General features: G+C 31.7%; 34 protein-coding genes. 21 read left to right on the top strand and 13 right to left on the bottom strand.

The window, feature by feature from the left end; all coding sequences use genetic code 4:
• Window positions 1–6: 6 nt before the first annotated feature.
• From MR07_RS03395 to MR07_RS03350, 10 genes are all read left to right on the top strand, one after another.
• A complete protein-coding gene (locus MR07_RS03395; protein WP_327084511.1) occupies window positions 7–1,854 on the top strand; it encodes a GTP-binding protein in 1,848 nt (615 codons plus the stop codon).
• A 65-nt stretch (window positions 1,855–1,919) separates the two neighbouring features.
• Window positions 1,920–2,702, top strand: a complete 783-nt coding sequence (locus MR07_RS03390; protein ID WP_024071505.1) for a hypothetical protein — start codon at window positions 1,920–1,922, stop codon at window positions 2,700–2,702.
• A 110-nt stretch (window positions 2,703–2,812) separates the two neighbouring features.
• Window positions 2,813–3,787 carry a hypothetical protein gene (locus MR07_RS03385; protein ID WP_043901214.1) on the top strand — a complete coding sequence of 325 codons (975 nt, stop codon included), beginning with the start codon at window positions 2,813–2,815 and terminating at the stop codon, window positions 3,785–3,787.
• Between the two features lie 25 nt (window positions 3,788–3,812).
• Window positions 3,813–4,526: a triose-phosphate isomerase gene (locus MR07_RS03380; RefSeq protein WP_024071503.1), complete on the top strand. Its 714-nt coding sequence runs from the start codon at window positions 3,813–3,815 to the stop codon at window positions 4,524–4,526.
• On the top strand, window positions 4,526–6,052 hold the full coding sequence (gene gpmI / locus MR07_RS03375) for a 2,3-bisphosphoglycerate-independent phosphoglycerate mutase (protein WP_024071502.1): 1,527 nt from the start codon (window positions 4,526–4,528) through the stop codon (window positions 6,050–6,052). The genes MR07_RS03380 and gpmI overlap by 1 nt, the downstream gene beginning before the upstream one ends.
• Window positions 6,053–6,068: 16 nt before the next feature.
• Window positions 6,069–6,824 (top strand): purine-nucleoside phosphorylase, encoded by a 756-nt coding sequence (locus MR07_RS03370; protein ID WP_235062752.1) that lies wholly within the window; start codon window positions 6,069–6,071, stop codon window positions 6,822–6,824.
• 37 nt (window positions 6,825–6,861) lie between these two features.
• The gene (locus MR07_RS03365; protein WP_024071500.1) at window positions 6,862–8,130 is read left to right on the top strand and encodes a hypothetical protein; all 1,269 of its coding nucleotides are present in this window, start codon (window positions 6,862–6,864) and stop codon (window positions 8,128–8,130) included.
• 32 nt (window positions 8,131–8,162) lie between these two features.
• Window positions 8,163–8,534, top strand: a complete 372-nt coding sequence (locus MR07_RS03360) for a hypothetical protein (RefSeq protein WP_235062720.1) — start codon at window positions 8,163–8,165, stop codon at window positions 8,532–8,534.
• The gene (locus MR07_RS03355; RefSeq protein ID WP_075047546.1) at window positions 8,534–9,496 is read left to right on the top strand and encodes a hypothetical protein; all 963 of its coding nucleotides are present in this window, start codon (window positions 8,534–8,536) and stop codon (window positions 9,494–9,496) included. Before MR07_RS03360 ends, MR07_RS03355 begins: the two co-directional genes overlap by 1 nt.
• Before the next feature lie 65 nt (window positions 9,497–9,561).
• Window positions 9,562–10,962 carry an ABC transporter ATP-binding protein gene (locus tag MR07_RS03350; RefSeq protein ID WP_024071497.1) on the top strand — a complete coding sequence of 467 codons (1,401 nt, stop codon included), beginning with the start codon at window positions 9,562–9,564 and terminating at the stop codon, window positions 10,960–10,962.
• 13 nt (window positions 10,963–10,975) lie between these two features.
• Here the strand turns inward: MR07_RS03350 and MR07_RS04460 are convergent, their stop codons facing one another.
• Together MR07_RS04460 and MR07_RS04455 are read right to left on the bottom strand one after the other, a co-directional pair.
• Complete coding sequence (locus MR07_RS04460) at window positions 10,976–11,230, bottom strand: hypothetical protein (protein ID WP_024071496.1); 255 nt, start codon at window positions 11,228–11,230, stop codon at window positions 10,976–10,978.
• A 171-nt stretch (window positions 11,231–11,401) separates the two neighbouring features.
• Window positions 11,402–11,764 (bottom strand): hypothetical protein, encoded by a 363-nt coding sequence (locus tag MR07_RS04455; protein WP_024071495.1) that lies wholly within the window; start codon window positions 11,762–11,764, stop codon window positions 11,402–11,404.
• Between the two features lie 92 nt (window positions 11,765–11,856).
• Between MR07_RS04455 and MR07_RS03335 the strand changes: the two genes are divergently transcribed.
• Window positions 11,857–12,726 (top strand): ABC transporter permease, encoded by an 870-nt coding sequence (locus tag MR07_RS03335; RefSeq protein WP_024071494.1) that lies wholly within the window; start codon window positions 11,857–11,859, stop codon window positions 12,724–12,726.
• Here the strand turns inward: MR07_RS03335 and MR07_RS03330 are convergent.
• From MR07_RS03330 to MR07_RS03320, 4 genes are all read right to left on the bottom strand, one after another.
• A complete protein-coding gene (locus MR07_RS03330) occupies window positions 12,723–12,932 on the bottom strand; it encodes a hypothetical protein (protein WP_024071493.1) in 210 nt (69 codons plus the stop codon). The two genes, MR07_RS03335 and MR07_RS03330, sit on opposite strands and share 4 nt — an antisense overlap.
• Window positions 12,901–13,032 carry a hypothetical protein gene (locus tag MR07_RS04680; RefSeq protein WP_024071492.1) on the bottom strand — a complete coding sequence of 44 codons (132 nt, stop codon included), beginning with the start codon at window positions 13,030–13,032 and terminating at the stop codon, window positions 12,901–12,903. Before MR07_RS04680 ends, MR07_RS03330 begins: the two co-directional genes overlap by 32 nt.
• A gap of 8 nt (window positions 13,033–13,040) precedes the next feature.
• Window positions 13,041–13,409: a hypothetical protein gene (locus MR07_RS03325; protein WP_024071491.1), complete on the bottom strand. Its 369-nt coding sequence runs from the start codon at window positions 13,407–13,409 to the stop codon at window positions 13,041–13,043.
• A gap of 270 nt (window positions 13,410–13,679) precedes the next feature.
• On the bottom strand, window positions 13,680–14,480 hold the full coding sequence (locus MR07_RS03320; protein ID WP_024071490.1) for a hypothetical protein: 801 nt from the start codon (window positions 14,478–14,480) through the stop codon (window positions 13,680–13,682).
• A 166-nt stretch (window positions 14,481–14,646) separates the two neighbouring features.
• Between MR07_RS03320 and MR07_RS03315 the strand changes: the two genes are divergently transcribed.
• The 3 genes from MR07_RS03315 (at window position 14,647) to MR07_RS03305 (ending at window position 16,587) form a co-directional block, all read left to right on the top strand.
• Entirely contained in the window at window positions 14,647–15,531 is an 885-nt protein-coding gene (locus MR07_RS03315) for a hypothetical protein (protein WP_024071489.1), read from the top strand.
• A 16-nt stretch (window positions 15,532–15,547) separates the two neighbouring features.
• Window positions 15,548–15,772: a hypothetical protein gene (locus MR07_RS03310; RefSeq protein ID WP_144079579.1), complete on the top strand. Its 225-nt coding sequence runs from the start codon at window positions 15,548–15,550 to the stop codon at window positions 15,770–15,772.
• Between the two features lie 272 nt (window positions 15,773–16,044).
• Window positions 16,045–16,587, top strand: coding sequence for a hypothetical protein (locus MR07_RS03305; protein WP_024071487.1), 543 nt, complete (start codon window positions 16,045–16,047; stop codon window positions 16,585–16,587).
• Window positions 16,588–16,767: 180 nt separating this feature from the next.
• On the opposite strand, the gene MR07_RS03300 is transcribed toward MR07_RS03305, so the two are convergent.
• From MR07_RS03300 to MR07_RS03275, 7 genes are all read right to left on the bottom strand, one after another.
• Window positions 16,768–17,697: a hypothetical protein gene (locus MR07_RS03300; RefSeq protein ID WP_024071486.1), complete on the bottom strand. Its 930-nt coding sequence runs from the start codon at window positions 17,695–17,697 to the stop codon at window positions 16,768–16,770.
• Between the two features lie 101 nt (window positions 17,698–17,798).
• Entirely contained in the window at window positions 17,799–18,512 is a 714-nt protein-coding gene (locus MR07_RS03295) for a hypothetical protein (protein WP_144079578.1), read from the bottom strand.
• Between the two features lie 9 nt (window positions 18,513–18,521).
• The gene (locus MR07_RS04675; RefSeq protein ID WP_024071484.1) at window positions 18,522–18,644 is read right to left on the bottom strand and encodes a hypothetical protein; all 123 of its coding nucleotides are present in this window, start codon (window positions 18,642–18,644) and stop codon (window positions 18,522–18,524) included.
• A 60-nt stretch (window positions 18,645–18,704) separates the two neighbouring features.
• A complete protein-coding gene (locus MR07_RS03290; protein WP_024071483.1) occupies window positions 18,705–18,896 on the bottom strand; it encodes a hypothetical protein in 192 nt (63 codons plus the stop codon).
• A 393-nt stretch (window positions 18,897–19,289) separates the two neighbouring features.
• Window positions 19,290–19,520 carry a hypothetical protein gene (locus MR07_RS03285; RefSeq protein ID WP_024071482.1) on the bottom strand — a complete coding sequence of 77 codons (231 nt, stop codon included), beginning with the start codon at window positions 19,518–19,520 and terminating at the stop codon, window positions 19,290–19,292.
• Window positions 19,521–19,651: 131 nt separating this feature from the next.
• Window positions 19,652–19,864: a hypothetical protein gene (locus tag MR07_RS03280; protein ID WP_043901212.1), complete on the bottom strand. Its 213-nt coding sequence runs from the start codon at window positions 19,862–19,864 to the stop codon at window positions 19,652–19,654.
• 12 nt (window positions 19,865–19,876) lie between these two features.
• Window positions 19,877–20,470 carry a hypothetical protein gene (locus MR07_RS03275; protein WP_024071480.1) on the bottom strand — a complete coding sequence of 198 codons (594 nt, stop codon included), beginning with the start codon at window positions 20,468–20,470 and terminating at the stop codon, window positions 19,877–19,879.
• 218 nt (window positions 20,471–20,688) lie between these two features.
• On the opposite strand from MR07_RS03275, the gene MR07_RS03270 reads away from it, so the two are divergent.
• From MR07_RS03270 to MR07_RS03245, 7 genes are all read left to right on the top strand, one after another.
• Window positions 20,689–21,180: a hypothetical protein gene (locus tag MR07_RS03270; RefSeq protein WP_024071479.1), complete on the top strand. Its 492-nt coding sequence runs from the start codon at window positions 20,689–20,691 to the stop codon at window positions 21,178–21,180.
• A gap of 47 nt (window positions 21,181–21,227) precedes the next feature.
• Entirely contained in the window at window positions 21,228–21,713 is a 486-nt protein-coding gene (locus tag MR07_RS03265) for a hypothetical protein (RefSeq protein ID WP_024071478.1), read from the top strand.
• A 107-nt stretch (window positions 21,714–21,820) separates the two neighbouring features.
• Window positions 21,821–22,465, top strand: a complete 645-nt coding sequence (locus MR07_RS03260; RefSeq protein WP_024071477.1) for a hypothetical protein — start codon at window positions 21,821–21,823, stop codon at window positions 22,463–22,465.
• Between the two features lie 53 nt (window positions 22,466–22,518).
• Complete coding sequence (locus MR07_RS03255; RefSeq protein ID WP_024071476.1) at window positions 22,519–23,088, top strand: hypothetical protein; 570 nt, start codon at window positions 22,519–22,521, stop codon at window positions 23,086–23,088.
• A 17-nt stretch (window positions 23,089–23,105) separates the two neighbouring features.
• Complete coding sequence (locus MR07_RS03250) at window positions 23,106–23,708, top strand: hypothetical protein (protein ID WP_024071475.1); 603 nt, start codon at window positions 23,106–23,108, stop codon at window positions 23,706–23,708.
• 948 nt (window positions 23,709–24,656) lie between these two features.
• On the top strand, window positions 24,657–24,797 hold the full coding sequence (locus MR07_RS04450; RefSeq protein ID WP_158432939.1) for a hypothetical protein: 141 nt from the start codon (window positions 24,657–24,659) through the stop codon (window positions 24,795–24,797).
• Complete coding sequence (locus MR07_RS03245; RefSeq protein WP_024071474.1) at window positions 24,790–25,722, top strand: hypothetical protein; 933 nt, start codon at window positions 24,790–24,792, stop codon at window positions 25,720–25,722. The genes MR07_RS04450 and MR07_RS03245 overlap by 8 nt, the downstream gene beginning before the upstream one ends.
• Window positions 25,723–25,755 lie beyond the last annotated feature (33 nt).

The following is a 25,755-nucleotide window of genomic DNA, read 5'->3' as shown; positions in this document are numbered from 1 at the left end:
AGAAGTTTAGCCATTAAAAGAATAAGAAACTTCTGTATTATTGCACATATTGATCATGGAAAGTCTACTTTATCTGACAGAATAATAGAACATTGTTTAGAGTTACCTCACTCTTCTATTTCCAATTGTTTTTTAGACAGTATGGAATTGGAAAAAGAAAAGGGAATAACTATAAAACTAGCTTCTATTAGATTAAGTTGAAAAGATTGTTACCTTAATCTAATAGATACTCCTGGACATATAGATTTCTCAGCAGAGGTATTTAGAAGTTTAAAAGTATCTGAGTCAGCTTTGCTGTTAGTAGATTTAACTAAAGGAGTTCAGGCTCAAACAATTTCATTATTCAAGAAAGCTAAAAGGGAAAATCTAAAGATTATCCCCGTCTTAAATAAAATGGATTCTCCTTTAGTTACTAAATCACAAACTTCTCAGATAATTGAGACTTTGAGTAAAGATCCTTTTGGATTTCATCCAGAAGAATTCAAGTATATTTCTGCAAAGACTGGTCAAGGAGTAAAAGAATTACTAGATGACTTGATTGAGGAGATACCAGATCCCTCAGAACATAAGTATCTTTCACAACTAAATATTCCCTTTGTAAAGGAGAATAAGCTGTGTGCTTTAGTTTTTGAAGCCGAATATAGTAACCAAAGGGGAACTATATTAACTATCAGAGTTTTCTCCGGAAAACTCTCTGTAGGGGAAGAGATTTATTTAGTTAAAGCTAAAGTAAAAACAAGAGTTAAGGGAATAGAATTCTTAGTCCCCAAGGCAGAGAAATCAGAGAATATCTCTGCTGGGGAAGTTGGAAGAATCTATTTGTTTTTATCTAAAGATTTGCAATTAGAGTCTGGTGAACACATATGTAATTACCCAGCACCACCTAAAGAGCAACTTCAGTTGCTCCCAGAAACTAATAGTATGAGTTCATTTAAAGCTATGATCTTTAGCTTTATAGCACCTTATGAAGAGTCTCAAAGAGAATTGTTTATTAATAGTCTTTCTTCACTAAAGTTGTCGGATACTTCTTTTTCCTATGATTTTGTGAAATCTTCGGCCTTAGGCTTTGGGGCTAATATAGGGGCCTTGGGCCCCTTACATCTAGAAGTGTTGGTTTCTAGGTTAGAAAAAGAATATAGATTACAGTTAGTCAGCGGACCAGCAACTATTGAATATAAGGCAGAATTAAAACAAGGTGGAGAAATTTTTTTCTCTTCTGCTTTAGACCTCCCGGAGAGAACAACTGTCTCTCAATTTTTAGAACCTTATATTCAGTTAGACTTGTCTTTTCCATCACAATGTGAAAAAGAATTTATGGGATTTATCTCTACTAAGAGATCAGCGAGTTTGATTGAAATTAATAGAACTGATAAGGAAGTAAGTTCACAATATTTACTTCCATTATCAGAACTTAATTCTTCTCTAATACATTCATTGTTTGCTATCACTAAGGGATATATAGATTACAGTTATTCTTTGGCAGACTATATACCCTTAGCTTTAGTAAAAGTTTCTATATGTATTAACAATCTGGAGTATCCAGAACTAAGTTTCTTGTCTGAAAGGGGCGAAGCAAGTTTTAAGGCAAGAGAAATACTTTTGAAGTTGAAGAGCAGTTTGTCTGCTCAACTTTATGAATTAGCCTTGCAGGCTAAGATAGATGGAAAGATTATTGCTAGAGAAACTCTAAAAGCTATTGGTAAGGCTGTAGCAGCTAAATGTTATGGAGGAGATATCACAAGAAAGAAGAAATTGTGGGAGAAGCAGTCTCAGGGAAAAAAGAGATTGAAACAAGAGTCTAAATTAAAACTCCCACATTCCTTCTTTAAGACTTTGATTTCCAGTCATAACTAATAAAATTAAATTCAATTTTTGTGTGTTTAGATGCCTTTTTAATAGAACTTTAAAGTAGATTTACTTTGTCAAAAAATAAAAGTAACAAGTTAAACGAGCTACAAAAACTAGAAGATACTAGTTTTAATGTAGAAAGTTGTTATTCGGAAGAGTTACCTTTAGAAGAAAAGATAACTAGAACTGTCTTATATCTTTCTAAGATAGATGGGATACCTAACGTAGAAAGTTTATTGAATAATTTAAAACTACAAAAGAGTAATGCCCTTTCTCTTTATGACATACTTTCTTCAGAAATCAAAAATAAATTGTGAAGTCACCTAGAAGAACTATTTGAGTTGAAACTCAATAGTTCTAGGTTAGAAAGAAGTATGGATCATCTACTTTATGTAGTTAGAACCAATAACTTATTGCCTAATAATTTAACTCAAGAACATTTACCTAGATCTAAAGAGTACAGACAATTTTTATCTTTGTATAGTGAGAATATGAATTTTCAACAGGGAATACTTAAGTTGAAAAGTTCTATTTCTCTATTATTAGATTCTCAAAGATTATTAGATAAAAATTTTGCTGTACAAATGTCTCAAATAGATTATCAGATAATTTCTTTGGCTCGCATTCTATCCAATTTAAATGAAGCTAGAAGAGAGGAAGTAGATTCTCTCTATGCATCTAAATTTGATAGAGTAGAAGAGTTAATTAGGGATATTACTAGTAGAGAAGATAAATTTAATAAGTTAAGACTATCTATGAAATTAAATCCTGAGAATTTTATATATAACGGTTTTAAAAAGAATATTCTTAATGACTTAAATTCTCTAGATCAATTAGTAGTAACAAGAAAATAGTTTTTTGTTATAGTCTTTAACTTATCTGCTTATAGGTTAATTACTTTAATTTATTAGGTGCACTTCTTAAATTTATTAAGAGTAACTTAAACAAATTTAAAAACAGTTAGATGTCCCAGGTTTCGGCATCACTACCACATTTAGCTTTAGAAGCACAAGATTTTTCTTTACCCAATACTGAAGATATTACATCTCAGAAGGTAGAGGCAGAAGTTTCTGATTCACAAGTAAGTTCAGAACCAGTATTCTTTACAGGGGTTAATGTACCCCTGTTAAAGAAGTACTACAAGAAACTAAAGAGAAATCTTACTATTTCTATATTTGCTTCACAATTAGTACTGTTATTTTCTATTTATTTTGCTTTTGTAGCAGTTTCTTCAACTTGGGGTTGAAGTGTTGTAGACAATATTACTTTTGTGAAGAGCGCTTTTGATTCTGTGAAGAGCGCTTCTACTTGAGCACAAGTCCCTACCACAGTGGGTTTTGCCTTTACTTTATTTGGGTTGGGAAAGAATTTCTGGAGACTTTTCAGACAAAAGAGACGAATTGATTGAGAATCTGATTTATGTCAAGCGGGAAGGTATCCAACCTACCTCACACCTGCTTTAAATCAAAAAGCTATGACTTTATTTGGTTGAAGAATTAATAGTTATTGAACAGGATTTACGATTATTGGTCTTTCAATAGTTACAGCCTTGTATGCGTATTTAGTAAAGGGGTTTAGAAATAGTTCGAATGGTTGAGAAATAAAATGGAATGAATTGCATACCAATTTATTTAAATGGGACCAACAACCAGAAGACAAAATATTTAGAGTTACTTTAGCTACTTTTGTCTTTGGTCTATTAGTTATTGGGATTACAAATCCCATCTGTAGAGGTGCAATAAAGAGACTTTTAAATGTTTTTAATTCTGATGAAGCGAGTATGCACAGAGATCTTAAGGAAAAAGTATTTAGATTAAATAAGAGAGATAAGATCATCAGCACAGTAATCCTATGTGTTTTAGGATTAGCAATATTCATAATACTAAAACGATTAATAATAGCAGTCTTCAATAGGAGCTTTAATGTGTCTAAGTGATAAAAATTTAAATTAGTGGATATTTACTATGGCTGATAAGAAAAAAGTCATTGGAAACCTGAAGATGAATCTTATGAGACATGAGTTGAACTATTACTTCTTGGAATTAAAGAAGAAATTACAAGAAGAAACTCCTGAACACCAATTAGGTTTAGCTTTACCTTATATCTATCTTGAAAAATCAGCCGATGAACTTGAATCTACAGTACAACTGTTAGCACAAGATGTACACCACTTAGAAAAAGGAGCCTATACTTCTTCTATTTCTGCAACTCAATTGAGTTCCATCAATATTAAGTCCACATTAATTGGACATTCTGAATGTAGATCGTTAGGGCAAACAGAAGATGTTATTTCCAAAAAAATAAGAATAGCTTTATTAAATGGATTTAATGTTGTCTATTGTTGTGGAAAAGATCCATTAAGGGAAATAAAGAATGAGCTATTCTTTATTAGCCCTAATAATTTAGAGAAATTGTCTATTGCTTTTGAACCTTTAAGTGCAATAGGTTCTGGTTCTGCAATGCCTCCAGAATTAGTAACAAAACAATTAGAGGAAATAAGAAATTTAGCTGTTGATATGTGAGGTGAAGCTGGAAGAAAAGTTCCTTTATTGTATGGTGGGTCAGTGTCTAAAGACAATTACAAGTCATTCTTGAGTCTTCCAGAATGTGATGGAATACTAGTTGGTACAGCTTCATTAAATATAGACAATATTTGAGATATGGCTATGAATAGGTAATGTCTAGGAGAGTATTCCTCACTATCTTAGATGGTTGAGGAATAAGTTCCAAGAAAGAGTGAAATGCAGTAGCTAATGCAGACACTAAGACTTTTGATTATTTGTCTACTGAATATCCCTTTACTTCTTTAACAGCTTCAGGTGAAGCCGTTGGACTTCCAGATGGTCAAATGGGAAATTCAGAAGTGGGACATCTGAATATAGGTGCTGGAAGAATAGTTGAAACTGGACTATACAGAATTAGTCAGTCAATAAAAAGTGGACAATTCTCAAATTTAGAAGATGTTCAATCAGTTTTTAATGACTTGATTGAAAGATTTAATTCAAATTTGCATATTATGATTCTTGCCTCCAAAGGGGGAGTTCACTCACACGTAGATCATTTATATTCTTTTCTAAAAATTACAAAGGCTAGAGGGTTCAAGCCCTTTGTACATTTATTTAGTGATGGAAGAGATGTTCCCCCTAAGCAATTCATAACTGATTTAGAAGAAATAGTTGGAAAGATAAAAGAAGCTAATGCGATATTAGCTTCTATTTCAGGCAGATACTATTCTATGGACAGAGATAAGAATTTTGATAGAACTGAGAGAGTACTAAAGGTATTTACAAAACAATCAGGAGTTCCTAGTTTCAAAAATTTAGAAGATTATGTTAATTCAGAATATTCAAAGGGAACAACAGATGAATTCATAAACCCTGCTTGTTCAGAAGAATATTTATCTTCTGATGGTCTAAATAAAGGAGATATTGTTGTATTCCTTAACTTTAGACCTGATAGAGCGAAACAAATATCTCATTTATTAGTTGGTACAAAAGATTTGTATTCTTACAAATCTCAATTAACACCAGAGGACTTAAAACTTTACACTATGACTGATTATGAGGGAGTTAATTCATCTGGTGTGTTCTTCCCAACTATTCAATTGAAGAATACTTTAGGAGAAGTTATGGATATTTTTGATAGAAATCAGTTAAGAGCTGCAGAAAGTGAAAAATATCCACATGTAACTTATTTCTTAGATGGGGGAGTAGAAAAGAGTTTTAAAAAAATAGACAAAATAATAGTTCCCTCCCCTAAGGTGGGGACTTATGATAAAGCTCCCGAAATGTCTATTAATGAACTATATGCGGAAATTGAAAGAAATGTAAAGAGGCAAAAATATGACTTAATAGTAGTTAATCTGGCCAATCCAGATATGGTTGGCCATTCAGGAGATTTTGATGCTACTGTCAAAGCTTGTTCTGCTGTAGACAGAATTTTGGGAAAGATATATAACCTGATTAAGAGTGATTACACATTATTAGTTATGGCGGACCATGGCAATGCAGAGGTTATGAGAGATGAAAAGGATGAACCACACACTGCTCACACACTTTCTCCAGTACCTTTTATAGTTTGTGACAAAAATGTGGTACTAAAGAATGGTGGAAAACTAGGAGATGTCTCTCCCACTATTCTTGAATTAATGTCTATTAAAAAACCTGAGGAAATGACGGGAGAATCTTTGTTGCTAACTAAATAGTTTTCTAGATTTATTGGTGCATCAAGTGCCAACAGCACATAATGCAGCACCTAGAGGATCAATATCTAAGTTAGTAATAGTTACTGGAGATCCATTAAGATGTAAAAAATTTTCAGAAATATACTTACAGAACTATAAGTTATTAAGTTCTGTAAGAAATATGTATTGCTATACAGGAACTTATAAGGGAGTTGAAATTTCTATTATGGGTCATGGAATGGGACAAGGATCGATGGGAATTTATAGTTATGAGTTGTTTGCACCAGAAATTTATGATGCTGACTTTGTAATACGTTTAGGATCCTGTGGATCCTTAACTAATAAGATACACGTGAATGATGTAGTTGTTGCAACAGGGATTAAGACTAATTCAAGTTATGGAGAGTTATTGGATATTCATCACACTAAAGAAGATACTATTGAGGTAGATCCATTTTTAATAGAATTAGCACACAAGTGTGCTAAAAACTTGAATATTCCATTAATTAATTCATTGAATTGGTCACAAGATAACTTCTATATTCCCCTAACTCTTAGGGGATTAGGGGAGTATTCAGGTTGTGAGACTGTGGAAATGGAGAGTTATGCATTGGCAACTAATGCAAAGTATCACAATAAAAAAGCTTTAACTATCTTGACTGTTGTGGATGAAATTACAGAAGATAAGGGTTGTGTAGAACTAACTTGACAAGAAAGAGAACAAACCTTAAATAATATGTTCTTAATCGGATTAGATATATTAGTTGAGTATTCAAATTTAAATAAATCCTAAAGAGCTTTCAAGATAGTAATTTAGTAGATCTGGAAATATGCCCAGATCTACAGTTAGTCTTAAAAACAAAAATTCAATACTTTCAGAGAATTCTTGGTTTTTAAGGGAAAGAAGAGATTTAGTTTCCAAATCTTTGTTATTAGACGATAAGGATGATAAATGTGATTGAAGTCCAAAAGTAATTTTTAAACCACTTCTTCCAATAAATTACAAAAGTTGGTCAGCAGAAGTAATAACCAAAGAATTTAATTTAAATCTCTCGACTTCCAATTGAGAGAATATATGAGATAAATTCTTTTCCAATCCTTTTTATTTCTATTCTTCTTCTTCGAAACTAATAGATCAAGAATTAAATAATTCATTGTTCTGTAAATCCCCGAACAATATCTATTTAGAAAGTAGTAGGCAGATTCAAGATATGCCTTACACTTGAGCAGAACAATATTCTGACTTATTAAATACACAAGAACTTAAACAAGAGATAATTAACAAATACAAAAGGATAGAAGAAGAAAATCTTCTATCCGAATTAACTAAGTTAGATTTAACTATAGCATGTGAGGAATTATCAACAAAATTTGAAGATAAAAAAGAAGAGTTAGAGAAGACTGAAGAAGAACAAGTAACTACATTTAAAAAGTCTTCTGAGTGAAAACCTCCTGTTTTGGAGGTTAGACCTCCGAAGATTAAATTACCATTGGATAACTCTCTTCCATCTATGTTTCTTTCTTTCTTGCATTCCAAAGAGTTTGCTGAATCTTCTGTAAGTCCACTAAAAGATACTCCTAAGTGAATAAAGAAAATTAATTCACTAATAAATAGATGATCTATTTCTAGATATATACCGGAAGAAAGAACAAAAGCACTCTTTAGTCCTTTAGACCTTAATACTTTAAATAAACAAAATGTTCAATGGCAAGATCCACAAGAAAAGTGATTCTATTACTCTATGCCATTAATTAATCTTTTCTTCGATAGATATAGAGAAAAATATAAAAAATCTTTGGTAACTATTTGAGAAGAACCTGAATATACATTCCCATTAACTGAAATAGAACTTTGTGAAACAGCAAATCTTTTTAAGGCAAAATACTTACCTGTTTTTTGCTATAAGGGAGTACCTGCTCTAGAAATTAATAAAGATTTAGAGCTAGTTGAATCACTCATTGAAATTTATGGAAAACATTCTGAAAAACAAGCCAAGAAGGAACTTGAAGAAGAAGGTTTTGCCGAAGTCCAATTAGGTTCTTCTTTTAATTCAGATGATTTATTAAGTCAATTGAAAAGAGAAGAACAAGAAATTTAAATCTTTTAATTTATTTAGTGGGGATTGAAGAAGTGGAAAAAGTTGAAGATGATTCAACAACTTCAGAGGAAGTTGTTTTAACTGAGGTAGAAGATTCTGAAACTAAATCAGATTTAGTTGGATTTAGAGATGAATCTACAGATGATGTCAATAGTCCATTTAAGATAAAGTGAAAGTTTTTTAAAAAACTGTATAGTTATTTTTTCATATTGAATAGCGATCCTTTTAATTGATCAGGAGATTATCCTAAATTTGAAGAGTCAGTATTGTTTGATAAATGTAAATCTTTTACATTTAGTTTTTCTAGACTCTTTTGAGAAAGAGTGTTTAATGATACAAGACCTCTACACTCTAGTATTAGAGCAAAATCATGATGACATAGGAAAAAAGAAATATGGTGGTAATGGAGGAACGACTTAGAACAGATGCCTTTACAGAGAGGGATTATAGATTTGAAAATTTAGTTGTTTGAGGAGTAAATTACAGTAAAGGAGATTATAACTTCTTAACAAGTAAACAAATCCAAAGTTTTTCAGAACATAAAACCCACAGATCTCCGTTAATCAATGGTGTAATTAAATTTCCAACCCAAAGAGTTAAACAAGCTTATTTCATTAGCAAGAGAAATAATCTAAATAAAAGTAAGTCTTCGGATGAACAAGTAGAAGAAGATAAAGATTCAATTCTTAAATCTTTTTCTTCTGAAGATCATCCTGAAGGAGATCAACTATTTCCTGACAAACATCCTCTAGGAAGGGATTTAGCTAAAGACCTAGAGGATGAAGAGCACCAAAGATTACTAGAAGAACAAGAGGCAAGTTATAAAGAGGATGAGAGAAATTTAAATACTTACAGCTTAAAAGACTTCCCTCTTGCAGATCCAGAAACTATTAATAAGTTAGCTGACACACACTCAAAGTATTTTCGATTATTAACTAAGTTACAAGATACTCATACTCCTGAGGATTTTGTAACTGCTTTCAGAATACAAGATAGAATTGCCTATCTTTTAGATAATCAAACTTTGCTTTACAAGACTCTAACAAAGCAATTAATTAAATATTTAGAGAAAATAAATGACAAATTAGAGAAATATCTGAAAGATATTACTCTAAAGCAAGAAGATCTTAAGAGAATGAATGCCCAAATTTCTAGATTTAATGAATATGACAGAAAGACTCAAAGCAGATTAGATCAAGCTGCAAAAGAAACAAATCTCTTTCAAAAAGATTTGCAAACTTATCAAGACAGTTTAAGGGGGCTACAGACTGAGCTACAAGCTGAACTTCAAACAGCTCCTGAGTCTTCAAATGGAACTAAAAGTCCTGATGAATTGAAACTAAAACATGAGATTGTAGTTCATTAAAAATCCTCTTGAATGAGGTTTTTAACTCCCCCCCCACATAAAATTATGTTTTTGTAGCTTCCCCCATGCAGAAGGAAGTTTCTCTTTTTCAACTTTCTTCTGTTTCAAAAAAGTACGACTCAAAAGGAAAGCCAATTCTTCACAATTTCAGTCTAAATATTGAAAAAGGGTCTTTTGTTACTATCATTGGACCATCAGGCTCGGGAAAAACAACAATTCTTAACTTAATTGCAGGCTTTATAAAGCCTGATAAGGGAAAGATCTTATTTTCAGGAATAGATATAAAAGATATTCCTCCAAATCAAAGACCTACAGCAACAGTATTTCAGGATTATGCTTTGTTTCCTCATCTCAATGTTTTTGAGAATATTGCCTTTGGTCTCAAAAAACAAAAGAAAATATTGGATAACCCTCCAGAAAGCAATAAAAATAGGATGGAAAAGCTCTTGCAAAGAGCTAAAAACAAGAGTCTTGCAAAACTTGCAAAACTTTCTAGAGAAACTGACAAATACAATAACCAACTTAGAAAGTTGGTTAACAAGATAGATCTAATTAAAAATCAAGGAAGTCCTAAAAAAACTAATTGATTAATTCAAGCATGAATGCTTTTTTATCTAGGAACTATCAAGGCTAAACTCATAGATTTAGAATATTGAAAATCTTGATGAGAATATTTCCCCATTCTAAAAGAAAAAGAGCTTAGTTACAGATATTTAGCAAGGGCTTTTAGTCCCGCTGAAATAGCAGATAAAGTTAATAAGCTTATTTCCTTAGTTGGGTTAGATGGATATGAACAATCCTCCATAAATACTTTGTCAGGAGGTACCAAGCAAAAAGTAGCTCTCGCAAGAGCTCTTATTATGGAACCACAAATAGTTCTATTAGATGAACCTTTATCAGCTATTGATAAGGATATGAGGGAAAAAATGCAAATAGAACTAAAGAAGTTACATCAAAGACTTAATTTGACTTTCTTATTGATCACTCACGATCAAAAAGAAGCATTAATACTTTCTAACAAGATAGTTGTATTGAGAAAGGGGAAAATAGAACAATTGGGAACACCTTCAGATGTTTATGACACTCCTAGCAACGAATGAGTTGCTAAGTTTATAGGTAAATCCAATATTTTTGAGGGAATATATCTTTCACCTGAGGAAGTAGAAGTTAATGGTTCTATTTTCAAAATCAATAACATTACTGGATTTAGAAAGAATGAAAGAGTCAAAGTGATGATTAGGCCAGAGGACTATGATGTTCTACCAGTAGGAAAAGGATTTATTTCAGTTAAGGTGATTGACACTATATATAAAGGTCAATTATGAGAGTTACAGTGTCAATTCTGCGAAACTATTCTTCTTGTAGAAAGCTTTAATCAAGTCAAAAAGGGAGAGGAGATAGATCTCCTTTGAGATACTGAAGATGTTCACTTAATGAAGATAAATGAGAATCAAGAATGAGATTAATAGTTAACTGAGTCTACCTTAGGATTAAACGAATTGAACCATTATTCATCCCATTCATAGTCTTTACACTTTTAACTTTTGTTTTACCTGCAGTTTTATTATTTTTCCATAGCCTAAAAGACCCATCAGCTCTACAAGCTTCTAGATTTACTTCTAATATTTTTATTTCTCTTGGTATTAGTACTATTGCATCAGTTATTGCACTAGTAATTACATTAATACTCAGCTTTATACTTGCTTTTTTAATCTGAACTTCATTTGGAAGCACATGAAGAAAAAGATTACTTCTCCTTCTTTGTTTACCTTTAGTAACAAACTATTTCATAAAGCTTATAGGGCTTAAGAGTTGTTTTGATTTTTTTAATGGAAGTTCAAATAGTACTTTTGGAATACACTACACAATATTTGGATTGGTATATCTCGCTCTTCCATTAATAACCTATAACTTTATCAATACTTTTTTCTCTATCCCTCAGGCACAGAGAAGAGCTATTAGAGATTTAGGACAAACTTCTTGAGGAGAGATTATCTTTTTGCTATTACCTTGATCTAAAACCACTTTTTTTAGCTCATCTATATTATTTTTCCTTCCATCATTATTTACTACTTTTATTTCTGAATTTCTAAATCATGATGTAGGAACAAGAATGATTGGAGAAGTTATTTCTAGTCTTTCTTCTAATTTTTGAGCAGAAGGAGCAAGACCATTTATAGCCTTCTTAGTTAGTTTGTTGTTTACTATGTCTGTTTTCTTTATTGTCTTTTGAGTCTCTTTATATAAACTATTGAGTTTTCAATACAAAAAAATTAAAAATCAACTTTACTTTAGAGCTAAGAGAGAGAATATAAGGCAAAAAAGTCTTCAATTAATTGCATTGAATCCTATTTAATAAATTGCTTTATTCTCTTAGCTTTTTCTCTTTAGATAGTTTTAAGTGAATACAAAGATCTAAAAAATGATTTACTATTCTATTTCTTTTTGTTATCTACTTACCTTGAATAGTTATCATTTTTCTTTCTTTTGTAAAACCTGGCGATAAAGGAGAAGTTTCAACTAATCTTTGAAACTTTGGTAAAAACTGGTCTTTTGACAATTACTTTACTTTCTTTTCTTTTGGAGCAAAAAATGATTTTTTTTGAGGAAGTTTATGAAATTCTTTTTCAATAGCTATTAGTGCATTATGTCCTTCTCTGTGAATTGCTTTACTTACTGCATTTTCACTGTGAAAAAGAGGAGGAAGATATAAGTCCATAGTTTTCAAGTTATCTAATCTCTCTATATCTTCCCCAGAATTAATACAAGGACTATCATTCATGCTATTGTTTATTGCCATATTTCTTCCTCTAGGATATAATTTTGGTTACCCAACTATAGTGTTGTCACATATAGCTTTTTTAGTTCCGTATGGAATTATTCTTATCTATCCTAGATTAGAAAAGTTAAATAAAAAATTATTGTTTGCCGGTAAAGACCTAAATTGCGGAGAATTAGAGACTTTATTCAAAATAGTTCTACCTCAAATTAAGGGAACTATAGCTTTTTGTTGTTTAGTTCTAATCATCCTTTCAATGGATGATTTCATAATTACTAATTTAGTTAAGGGTAGAGTGACTACCTTAACTACTCAACTCTATACTATGAAAAAGGGAGTGAAGGCTTGGTCTATGTGTTTTGGATCAATTTCCCTGTTATTAGCCTTTACGGTATTTATTGGTTATTCCTTTTTTAAGAAAGAAGGGAAGAGACAGTGAGAAGTTATCTAATAGTAATTAAAGGAGTGATCTTGAGAAGTTAAACACTTATCTTTATCTTTCTTAAGCTCTTCATTAATTAGTTGTTTCAAGGAATCATCAATATTTGCTCCCTCAACAATTCCTAATTCTTCTAATACACCATCTTCATTTGTACAAACAATACTAGTTAATTTAGTACTATTACTATGTATGATCTCTTTGTTCTTGTAGAGCAATAGCGGGAGCGCTATTTTTGTTTGCTAAATAAATTCCTGTAACGGAAGTTCCTATCAATCCTCCTCCAACGAGAAATAAACCTAATTTAGAAGCAATCATTTATAAAACTATTTTTGTTGTTCCTCCTCAAGGTACTCATCATCCCCCTCTTCTCCTTCAACATCTAAATCACATTTACCATCTTGAGCAATGCTTACTTTTAGTTTCGATATATCTTCTGGGCTTATATCCCCATTACTTGGAATTTCCATTTCTAAATCATCCTCATTTTTACACTTTGTTATCTGTTGCTTAAAAGAATGAAGTGCTTCTTCTGCAGTTTTAGTAGTGCCAACTATTGAGGGACTAATAGAAGAATCACTTTGAACAATAACTCCAGAATTATTTTTTAGTCCATAAAAAATTCCCAATGAAGTGGCGCAAGCAACACTTGCCCCACCAATGCCCAATAAAACTTTAAGAGTTAATTTAGTCACAGCCTTATTATTTGAGATAATCTTACAGAAGTTTCAGTATCTTTTTGAAAAACATACTTGCTGAAAAGTTGATTACCACGTTAAAGAAATAATTTAGGGTTTAACTTAGTTTCTAATTTTGTAACTTCTAAAAATTTACCCTTAGTCGTTTTTTCATAAAAAATACAAAGTAGTAGAAAACAAGTTAACTACTAACTTATAAGTGCTTTTTTGGAAGCGTTACCCTAAAGCTTTAGTAGTAACTATTTAATATTGAAAAAATTTAATTCATTACTCTTCTTTTTTAGATTGTTCAGGAATTTTTCCTTCTTTCAAGAAATCAGTCATTTCTTGTATTAATTTGTTTTTATCTTTTTCAATAAAGCAAATTCCTAGAGGTAAATTGTCACCCTTTGCTTTTTTAGGTTTTTTCTCCTTCTTTGCACCGTTACATTTAAGATGTTCTTCTTTTTCTATTTTTTGTTTTCTACCATCTTTTTGCCCTCTCTTTAGGATAGTAATCATTCTTCTAGGGTTAATTGCAAGTCTTATATAAAGTCAGTTAATGATTTCTTTTCCGTCTTGCTGTTCATCTTTAGAAAGAGCCTGAGCAAGAACTTTAAATGTTTTAAAGGCATCAGGGAATTTGGATAAAGCTTCGTAGTCTACTAATAGTCCTAGTCATGCTTTTAAAGTCAAGTGAAAATTAAAAACTAAGTTTTCCAGAAAACTGTAATTTCAAAAGTTTTTAAAAAAATTCATTAAAAACTTAGAATTTCCCTCTGTCTTAATCCATTGATAACTCATGGGCACAATTCCAATAATATTTGTTGCTACATCAGACACTTTACCTCAAGCTTGCGTTAGTCTTGGAATGGGATCTACAGGTTCAGAGGGAACGGGCGGAGATGATGAAGCACCATAATAGTTAAATATCTTCGCAACTCACCCACCAAGTTTTCCTAAAGCTTGTGAAACTAAATTCTGCCTAGCCTCAGCACTTACTAGGCCTACTCCAGTAGAAAGTCCTAATAGTGATATACATAAATATGCAATTTTTCCCTTAACAAGCGCCCCCCCCAGAAAGAACATTAATTTATTTCTTTTAGATAAATTACATATCCTTAATTAATTGATTGTTCTTGAAACAAAGAAGCTATTAATAATTTTGTTTTTACAAGGGTTTAAATAGCTTAGTAGAGAACAATAAAAGTTTTTAACTGAATCCAGTTAAAGACATGAATTAAAATCAAGAATTATGATCCTATCAAGAGGTTTTTTGCCTCTTTTAGTTGGTGTTAGTAGTTCTGTTTCCTGAGGTACATCTGTCTTTCCTTATTTTTTTGGTTTAGATAAATACATGGTGCTACAAGTTGAAGGGTCAGAATCAAAAGAATGAGTTAAATTGGGGTCGCAAGAAGGAGAGGGAATCTTTTTTAAGTCCAAAGGGACTTACAAAATTGATACGTCTAATTCTTCTTTTGGATGAAGAGGTCCAGCCAGAATAGGATATACAACTAAAACAGAAGTAAATTTAGACCCAGAAGATAAGACATTCTTGATTGTTTCTGGAGAAAAAGGAATAGTTTTATTTAGAGGTAAGAGACATTTCCAAGAAGATAAAGATTTGGACAAAGCAATTAAGGTAAATAATGAAGTTTGAAATCAAGGAAAAAGTGATCTTATAAAAGATGAAGATCCAGATTATTATTGTTCAGGAAGAACTGAACAATGAAAAACACATTTAAATAACAATTTATCTAGCCAAATGGTCGGCTATTTAAGACATCCTTCAAAAACAGAATTAGGCAATTTGAGAATCATTAGCCTTGTTGACACTAAGAGTCCTAAATTTCAACAAACAAAATTTCAAACCAATTGTAGGGGTATTGAAATATTCTTTCCAGAAACAGTTACTTTCTTTAAAGAGTCTTCCAATGGCGGAAGAGAAATAGAAGTTAAAACAAAAACAGATAGAAAAGACATTGGACATGTCTTTGAAATAGGAAAGGTTGAATCTGTTTTATACGGAAGAAATAAAGACTTGAATATAACTGAAAGAGGAATTGTGGACGGAATTGGAAATTTACTTAAGTGAAATAGTAAGTTTTTTCCAGAAATTAAATTAAAACCAGTTAATTAAGGCTTTTAATTCCAGTTTGTTGCACGTTAAGTATTTTTTACCTATGATAGTATTGGGAATTGGAGGTGTTTCTATAGCTGCAAATAACTATGAAAGTGCTGTTCCATCTTGAAATTCCTCAGTAACAATTAAAACATCAAAAGTAGAGAACAAAGCAGGAAGCTCTTTGGTAAGTAGGGATTTAACAAAAATTAGTCCATATGATTTTCCTGAAATGGCTCGAAGAGGAGCTTTTAAGTAATATTTGTAGAGATTTTTTAGAACAAAAGAATTTATTAAATACTTTTTCTTTTAGTATTTTTTACTCAGTCTAGTTATTTGCTTATTTCACTTTTTAAGACAACTGAATAGTTTAGAAAATGTAAATTAGGGAGAATCTTAAAACATTATTGCAAATTAAATAACAATTGAAATAAAAAACTAAATTTCGAACAAGACTAGACTTTTCACTAACTTACTAGATTGTAAGTTGGTGTTTCCAATTTATAGATCATTTATAAGTGTTTTATATAAATGGTTGGATTCAAACATAGTGTTTTAATTCCTATATTTTCTTTAATAATTGCAGGTTCTACCTCAGCAATATCTACCACCTCCTGAAAAGTAAAAAAACACTTCCCAAGAGTAGCAAGGGCTATAACAAAACACTCTTGTTATAAGTGAATTATCGATAGAGAAACAAGGGCTGAAATAGCGGTTTGTCCGAAAAAAGATGATAATTCTCCAATTTTTTATCTTTGATGATTAAAAGAAGGAGATAAAGATTACAACGGTTGATTAAAAATTGAAAAGATAACAAAAGTAGAGGCGGACAAATCTATGACAGTTAAGCTTCAGGAACCTTTAAGATTACCTGACACATCGAAGGAAAGAACAATTTGTTTAGACAAGTGAGAAAAACAATATGGAAAGACTAAAAATTTGGATAAGCTAGTCGATAAAACTCTTAGTACTGACTGTCAAATAAAAGGAGGAAATATATTGGAATGTAGTTCTGGGTACAAATATTTTAGGGTTGATTATTTTGACGTATATACTGGTTGATTGGATACATAAATTTTTTAATCACTTCTATTTTCTATTAGGTAGTTTTCTCCTGAATTGGTTGCGAATTAATTAAGGAAAAATTTTAGATGAAATTAATAGCGAGAATAAGGATCATCCAATTACTTACGCTGAAATAAAGGATAAAAACTTAACTATCTAATTACTACTTATTTACGATTATTTTTTTCCCTACATATTTCAAAGTTTCTTGTAATCATGATAACTACTTATTTTGGAGAAATGTTTAGGTACTTCCTTTCTTCCCCTTGCAGCTTCAAATTTTTTCTCTAGATGGTTATAAAAGAAATTCATTGGACCATCTGTAGTTATATTTCCAGAACTTTTTGATTTCACAAATATAGGGAAATATGTATTTACTCCTAAGAATACTACTGGATCTTTATCACAACTGGCTAATGCTCTATTACCATCTTTATCGTTGTCAAAAGTCTTTAACCAAGATTTAAGTCTCCATCATGTATTCCAATCTTGATATCAAAAACCATTAAAGTTGGTACATTTTGGATTTGTTTCTAGAGAAACCAAATGTTTTTGCGGTTGTTCTCATGTTTTACCAATAGCAAATAATCCTGAATTATTAGATCAGATTCCATATTCTGAATCCAATTCCACAAAGCATTGACAATCTTTATTCCATTGAACTAACTTGAAATAGTGAGTATTTCATCTAGAAATAAAAGTGAAGCTTTGTTTGTGTCTTATTAAAGGATTAATATTATCCAATCATTCATGCAAGTGAGTTTCTTTTTTAAGTTTTTCAATAGCCTCATCAGATAATTCTTGACTTTGTTTTTTGGTTGATTGCTTGTGTTCTTGTATTACAGTTGTCTTCTCTGGAAGAGATTTTGACTTTAGAACTTCATTACTCATTGGTTTATTAGGAATTTCTAAAGATTTTTCTTTTGAGTCAGCTTTTAACGTTGGGTTAATTTCATTGGAAGATAGTAAAACGTTTTTAATATCTCCCTCTTCTTGAAGTTGGCTTGCCTTTAATGCTGGAATTGATTTATTGGGGGTGGATGAGGAAATTAATAATGTAAAAGGATAAAGCGCTGTACCGCCAACTACAGGAATGGCAAATAACTTTAATGCAGGCAATGAAATTATCTTTGAAGTTTAAACATTTTAATTTTTACCATTTCAGTTAGTTATAGATTAGTTACATAAGAGAGGGAAAGCAAAAAGCCAATTCCCTTTAATTAATTCATTGATCGTAAATATTCCTCAGGAAGATTAAGGGGAATTTTGATCTCTCCTCTTTCTTGATCGCCAAATATCAATCCCAAAATAACATTTTTTTCTCCGGAATAAATTGATATATCTTCTAGAAGATTTCAATCTTTCTCCCTTAAGCTAGAAACTTCAGTTGTAGAAAAAGAAAAACTGATATTTGCATCTAAGATAGAGGGATTGCGGGAACAAAAGAAAGTAACTTTATCTCCCTCTATACTTCTTTCACACTCTCTAGGTGACAGTTCAAACTGTTCTAAACCATAATAATCTTTTGATTCCATAGTAAATAAACTTCAACGAGAAGCTATTGCTTTTGTAGAGGGTTGAGACTCATCCATGAAATTTTCTGGCTTAACTGCCACATCAGAAACTTTAGGTGTTTCAATAAAACCGTCTTCTGAATTTTGAGGTGTTTGTTCTACTTTTGGTTCATGTATGTCTGAAATGGTTTTTAATTTATCTATGACTGGAGTTACAGTTTGTAATTCTAGTTCTTGGGTCTTTTCGTCGTCCTCCTTAACACCCAACTCCTCCATTTGTTGGTAAGGTTGCGCTAAATCTTTATCTGCATTTTCAGGTTCCTTACCTTCAACAACTACTTTTAACTCATCATTTAATTGTTGCCCTACAACATTAGATGAACTTTGTTCTCTCAAAGACTCTTTCCCAACTTCTTGCATATCCGCCACTTACACAACATTATTTGGAGTTTTGTCCGATTCCTTCTTTCCCAAAAAAATTCCCACAGTTCTAGTTCCTGCGCCTAAAGCAAAAAGTAAATATTTGCCAATCAGAAGAGAAGAAAAGGACATAGACCTAACCTAAACTAATTTGTCTTGTGAAACTTATTTTTTACTAATTTAATTTAAAAATTAGGAGTCAAGACCATTCATTGAAATTTCTATTTCACCCGCTACTTTTTGATTTTTAAATACCAAACCTAAAGTAAAAACATCATCTAATCTTGGAGTAAGGGATAATTCCTCCAAATCCTCTCACTTCTTGTCAATTAATTTAGGAAATTCAGAAGGATTGAGTGAAAAACTAACAACTGTTGATTCCACAAAAGTTCAAGGACACTTAAACGTAATTTGTCCTTCTTCTCCTTCACTTTTCTCGCACTCATAAGCAGGTCATTCATATTCTTCAGAGGCTTCAGAACCTTTTGGGGATGAGATTTTAACTTAATTTTTCTTCTTTAAAGGTGTTACTTTTTCTAGAGCAGACTCATTATCTTTTTCATCAACTTGAACTTCTGGAAGTTGAGGAACTTGAGTTAAGGCCTCTTCTTCTCTAGTAACCCCCTTCGAAGGTTCTGGAGATTTTGATTGAACTTGTTCCGAACCTAGTTCTTCTGTTTTGACGCTCGGTTCAATTTCTTGTTGTGTGTCACTTTCCTCTCTTTTTACTTGTTCATTATCGTTATTATCAACAATTGTTTTTTCCGTTGAATTTTCTTAAGCAACATCTCTTCGTTCTCCTGAAGTCACATTCGGTGTGATAACGGAAGAAGAACCATCACTATTTTGATCTTCTTGAGTCAGTTGGTTAGTGTCTAGTTTTCCGGACTCACTGCTTGAAGAAGTTTCTACTTTAGATGTAACTTCTGTAAGTCTGTGAGAACTCAACGTTCCCAAAAGAACACTTGTTGCTCCACCCCCTACTCCTAAAGGAGAAGAAAAAATCATAAAGTAAATCTAATCTATTTCATAGATTGTATTTCTAATTGAATAATTTAACTTTATTTCCCAAACTCTTGAAATAACTTATTCTTTTAAAACCTATTTTTCGACTTAGTTGTAACTTATGAAAGTTGAAATTACTCACCAAAGTTATTAATTAAGATATCTACTTCTTTATCCTTTTGGTCAATAAATACAAATCCTATGGAAGCAGAACTCTCTGATCAAGGAGTAATGGTTATATCTTGCAAATTTTCTCACTTCTTTCCCTCCAATTCAGGGACAGAAGATGAAGAGAAGGAGAAACTAATAGTTTGGCTTGTGAAAGGACAAGTGCAATTAAATGACATTTGCCCATCTTCTTAAGCTCTGGAACATTTTGTATCTGAAAACTCATATCTCTCGATTATTTCAGAACTTCCTGTTTTGAAAGAAATTCAATTACTCTTATCTGTATTTGTTTTTTGCTCTCGGGTAGAAGAATCTTCTTTTTCCGCTTCTGCGATATCTAAAGGTTTGGGGGTTGTATCACCCCCTATATTATTTATTACTTCTGGAACTTGCTCTGGTCCTTGTTTAATTGTTTCCAATGCAGTGCTTGGAGATAGTCCCTCTATTTGTTCTTGTTGTTCCTCCTCTGAAACATTAGGATCAGTCTGTGTCGGTGAAGCGCCATCTCCACTCTTTTCTGTATCCATTAATATTTGACCCTCATGTTCCATTTTTTCTTTACTCTTAGTCATTGGCTCTGTAGATTCATATTCATTTGAAAGAGTTCCTTGTTGATTCCCAATGTTCTCGGGATTATTTATTTGTTCACTGATTGTAGTCTTCCCCTGACGACTCTGATCTGTGCTATCAGAAGACGTTCTTGAACTAATAACTCCTAGAACAGTTCCTGTAACTACGGATGAAGATAGTAAGTACTTACTTATTAAGGAAAAAGAAAGAGACATAAGAATAACTTAGATTTTTTTAAAGATTCTAATTTCTTTTCAAAATATATCTACTTGTTCTAGGGTGATTTGTTAGAAAATTGCACCTTTCTCATTAACCCAAACAAGTGATTTAATTTAGAAATCTAGTTAGAGGCCCTGAAACATCAATTAATAAAATTTTTCTCCAGCAAGCAATAATTAATAAGATAAAAAATTTATAAATTTAGATAATTGTTATGTCTCTAAGTCTTAAATTATTAGTTATTCCTGCAATAGGAGGAGCCGCTACTTTAATTCCTTTATCTTTTAAAAGTGATAATTCTTTACATAATCCAATCAATAAAAAGATCCAAAGATTGGGAAATTGCAAGGAGGTTAAGTCGAAAGAAGATAGTTCAAAAAACAATAGTGTTGGAATTTTAGTTGTTTGCTTAGAGGAAAAAGAGTCTAACAAAAAACAAGTCATATTTAAGTGATTTAAAAGTAATAAAGATAAAAGTCCTGTGGCAGTTAAATGATTAACTTCTACTTGATTTGGTTCGGTGCAAGTTCAACTTGAAGAAGATAAAGATGGTAAAGAGGAGTTATTTGCCCCTAGTGAGGAAGTATTTTTAGAAAATTCCGAAGTTACTTTTGTAAAACCCCAACCACAACAAAAGCATAAATTTGGTGGCTCTAATTGTCTAGTTCAGGAAAAAGGTAAGGATTGGAAAGTTAGTTGCAAATAAGTTAATTAGTGGAAAATTAAGTTGTTATGATTTTTCCTCTAAAAATTGTGATACCTACACTGGGTGCGGTAGTTGGAACTTCTGTTGTAATACCTGTAGTCTCCCATACTGTAAGTGGTTCTAATTCTTTGCCCACTGAATCGAAAATTGAGAAAGTTGGCAATTGCAAAGCAGTTTCAGGAAAAACAGAGAAACAAGAACAAGAAAAACCTCAATTAATAGTCTGCTTGTCAGAAATAAAGGAACCATTAAAACCTGAGGTTACATTTAAATGGTTTAAAAATTGAGAAGATTCTCAGCCAGCGAATGTTAAACAAATTTCAATTACTTCTCAAGGACAACTTAAGTTCCTTTTGGATGAAAAGGAACCCCAAGATATGTTATATTGAAATCCTTATTCAGAAGTTTTGGCAGGTAGTGGTGATGTAAAGATTGAAAAGCCGAACACAGATTCTGAACGATTAATCGAAAAAGAAAAATGTACCGTTTCTTCCAATGGACAAGGGGATCTTAACTGAAAAATAACTTGTTAGACAAATTTCAAATCTACTATAAAAAGGAGATAGAAAATAAATACTTAGGTTAGAAGAAAAATCTATAAAATTTAAGGATTAATTCCATACCTTAAAACATTCAGATTATGTTTTTAACTCTAAAGGGAGTTCTTTTAGGGAGCTCTGTTGCCTTTAGTTCTGCAATTCCTGCGACGTTGCTTACTCAAACCTCTTTAGGAAAATCTGTCGAAACAAAAAATGAATCGAGGGGAGGGGAGTATCGGACATCAGACGATTCTGATTCTTCTGCTAAAAGTAGCAACTTGCTTTCTGGAAAATCAGAAGATATGCAAAAACTAAATCACTTCCCACCTTCAACTCAGAACAACTTATCTGAAGCTCAAAAATATAAGAACAGAGTAGATAATCCCTCATTATGCAAAGATGTATTATCCTCAACTTCAGACAAAACCAAAGTTGAGGTATGTAGGGATTTTTTAGGTAAAGAAGGAGTAGAATTCATGTACCATACTGATCAAATAGGTATAATGCCTATAAGAGTGGCAAATTTACAGTATACCTATAAAGATTTTGTGGTAAATTTTACTAGACCTGATAATTATGGAATGACTAATAGAAGAATGACTTTATCTGATGACATAATATCCGGAAAAGGAATTATTCCCCTCTCCTCTGTCGGGGGTAAACAATTCACAGATAAGCATTGTAAGGCTGTAGGAAATTTAGCAATTAGTTCCATAAATTGAACAATTAGCTGTCAAATAACCTAAATTAATTGCAATCCCTCCCGAGGGATTGAAATATTTTTAGTTAATACTTAGTTATGATTTCTCTACTTAGAATTTCTATCTTGCCGGTTTCAGTCATTAGCGCCACGATAGCGATTCCTGTTCTTAATATGTTTTCTTGAGGTTCTGACTTACTATACGAAGAAAAGGTTTTAGATGAACAGAGAAATTTTAATCCTTTTCCAGAAGATATTTCTAAAAAATCTTTATCTTTGGCAAATAAGTTGCAGGACAGACATAATAATCCAACTTTATGTAGAGAAATTTTGAGATCAACTAAAGGTGATTCTTGAATAAGGGCGTGTAGAGAAAGTGCAGGTAGCTCTGCAGTAGAATTTGAATACTACTCTAGTCAGTATTCCATGCCTACTCCCGTTGAAAGTTTGAAATTTACTCCTAGAGAGTTAGTAATTTATTTAAGTGAAGAAGATGATTCAGGTCTTAAACATATAAGATTTGATTTGACTCCAGAAATGATAATTGGGCAAGGTGTATTCACTTCAGCAGCTGATGGAAAACCTTTTAATGAAAAACAATGTCTAATAGAGGAGTCAAAAGAAGGACTAAAAGATTGAAGAGTTAGTTGTCAAGCAAGCTTTAATTAGAACTTTCTTTTAGTTTGATGTTCCATAAAGCTTTGTTTTTGGGCGGCGTGGCGACTGTAGCTTCCGTCGTTCCCTCGGCTATATCGATTAATTCTTACAATTCTGAATCAGTTACTTCTCATGAAACTTCACAAGGAAGCAGTCTAGTTCCGGAAACTCTTCCTGATAATACGAAAGGAGAATCAGGTAGATTGGACACCGAATCATCTTACTCTATTCCTACAACTCCTGCGGAAAAACAACGAGAAAGATATCTTTATCCAGAATTATGTAAAGAAGTATTAAGCATGAATCAAGATGTTGCAAAGTTAAAAGTTTGTAGACTACATAGAGAAAGCAAAGACATAGAATTTGAATACCATTACAATCAATCTTCAATTCCCATACCCATTAAAGATTTAAGGTTCACACCAAGTCAATTAGTGGTTACTTTGTCGAAGTCAGATATCTATAACTCTAGCACTAAGAGATTTGATTTAACTCACGATATCATAGGCGGACAAGGAATAATTTCTCAGTCCCAAGTTAGTGATAAAGTTTTCACAGAAAAACAGTGTAAATTGGAATGACAAGAGTCTACTATTGGCTTAGAAAATAGAGATTGAAAAGTTATTTGTTAGAAGATTAGGATAGAACTTTAACTTCAATAAGATTTCAACGATAAAGAAACACTAACTATTAAGTCATTAGATAATTAATAGTTTGTATTAAGCAAATAAATATCAGTTGAATGGAAGTAGTATACTAGGGCTTGTTGATATTAATTGTCGCATTTACACAATACTTTTATCTTCATAGACTTCAAAATGTTATTAACAAGACAAGATTTACAAAAATTATTTGGGTACAATAGAGATAGTTTTTTAAGTTAATAATCCTCGCTTTCGATTGTATGAATTTCGCTTCAAATATTCTTAAGGCCATTTCTTGAACTCTTTTTTCTTCATGGCTTCGCAAGCTTTGAAAAAGAGAAAAATTAAAGAAAAGAAAATTGACAAAAAATCAAATTTCTTAAAGGGAGTTTAATCCTGTAATTTATTAAATGCGTTAAAGCTTAACTAAAAAGTAAAAGGGTTGATAATCAATATTTTTGCTGTATATTGACCACTAACGCAAGATAACTCTTTTACTTGTACATCGCAACTAGATTCCAAAGGCTTTTCATTTAATTTATCAATATTTGTTCATCGATATCCAATATGTAATTTCTCGTCTCCCTCTTGACCTTTACTATTACCTTTAAAAGTAAAGTTGATGTAATTTCCATTTTTTTTGATCTTTTCTACAGGATAAAAATATTGATGTCCACCATTTGTTTTTTGACAATAATCTTTTAATCACCAAAGGAAGAAGAGAGGATAAGGGATTTTTGTTTCTTCTTAGGACAAGCTAATAATTACCCTATCTCCCTTTCCATTATTCATTTGTTGCAATGTGTGGTAACTCATTCTTTAACTGGAACTTGAGTTTTTTTCTTTAAATCTTAAGAATAAAGTGCAATTGTTATTCCCCCCCCGCATTAATCTAATAGTCGTAAAATATTAATCGACTAGTAAATTGTAGAAATTATGGGGTTTAAGTCTAAGTTATTATTAGGTAGTTTAGGGTTTATGGGAGCGAATGGTGTTGTGTTTCCTGCCTTAAACCATAATAATTGGTTATTAAATCGCATACAAGAGTTCGATTGGGGGGGAACATCACTTGCATAAAGAGAGTGGGAAAACTTCATCTAAAAAATTAGATATAAAAACAAAAGATATTTTTAATGAGGGAAATCAGTTTGATTTACCTAAGAATTTGACTAATTTACCCGACGTTCAATTGAAGTTGGACAAATCTAATGATGATTTCTCATTAACCAACCTTCGCGGAGAAGGGGAAAAGACGCAATCTGTCGTTAAAGATGTACTTAGTGAAATCAGTACTTCTAATCAAGTAACAGAATTAGAAACACAATTATCTGAAAATTATGAAATGTCAATTAAAAAACATTTAAGTGGTTGAGAAAAGGAACAGAAAAAACATTTAGATAATTTTTTAGCTGTAAAGAAACAAATTGATGGTTGAAAAAATGATAAAAATGTAAAAACTCCTCCTCCTTCAATTTCAAAGGAACATGGAATTAGTCTACAAAAAATGTATGAACTTCATAGTGAGTTGCTAACCGAGAAGCAAAAACTTTCTGGAGATTTAATGAAAATTCGTACAATAGAAGGTACTGTGACTCCAGAAACTTCTAATCCAACACGAGAAAGAAGGCCTTCTTTAGACAAAATCAAATCATCCTTGAACAGAATTTGATGAAAGGGAGATGTTATAAAAATTACTAAGACTAGAGGACCTAAAACTCAAATGTGGAAAAATGACTGAGGAAAATGAGAAGACAATCCATATAAATATTTTTATGAAGGAAAAGAAGAATTTAAAAAAGCTATTTCTTCTCTAAATAAAATTTCTGGTTCTATTGCAAAAGAAAGACAAAGAATATCCAGAGAAAGATCTTGGACGAGTTGACCAAGAGCTACTCAGAGCTTCCAGCTACAAGATGATTCGCTAGATAATATGGAAAATAATATAAGTTCTTTAGTTGAATTGCAAGTTGCCAAAAAATTGTTAGAGGGGATCGGGAGATAGAAAAAAACAATAAGTGGGTTACTTAGTAAATGG

This window comes from Mycoplasma ovis str. Michigan (genome assembly GCF_000508245.1).
Taxonomy (GTDB): Bacteria; Bacillota_I; Bacilli_A; order Mycoplasmatales; family Mycoplasmoidaceae; genus Eperythrozoon_A; species Eperythrozoon_A ovis.
This window is presented reverse-complemented; position numbering and strand designations above follow the sequence as displayed.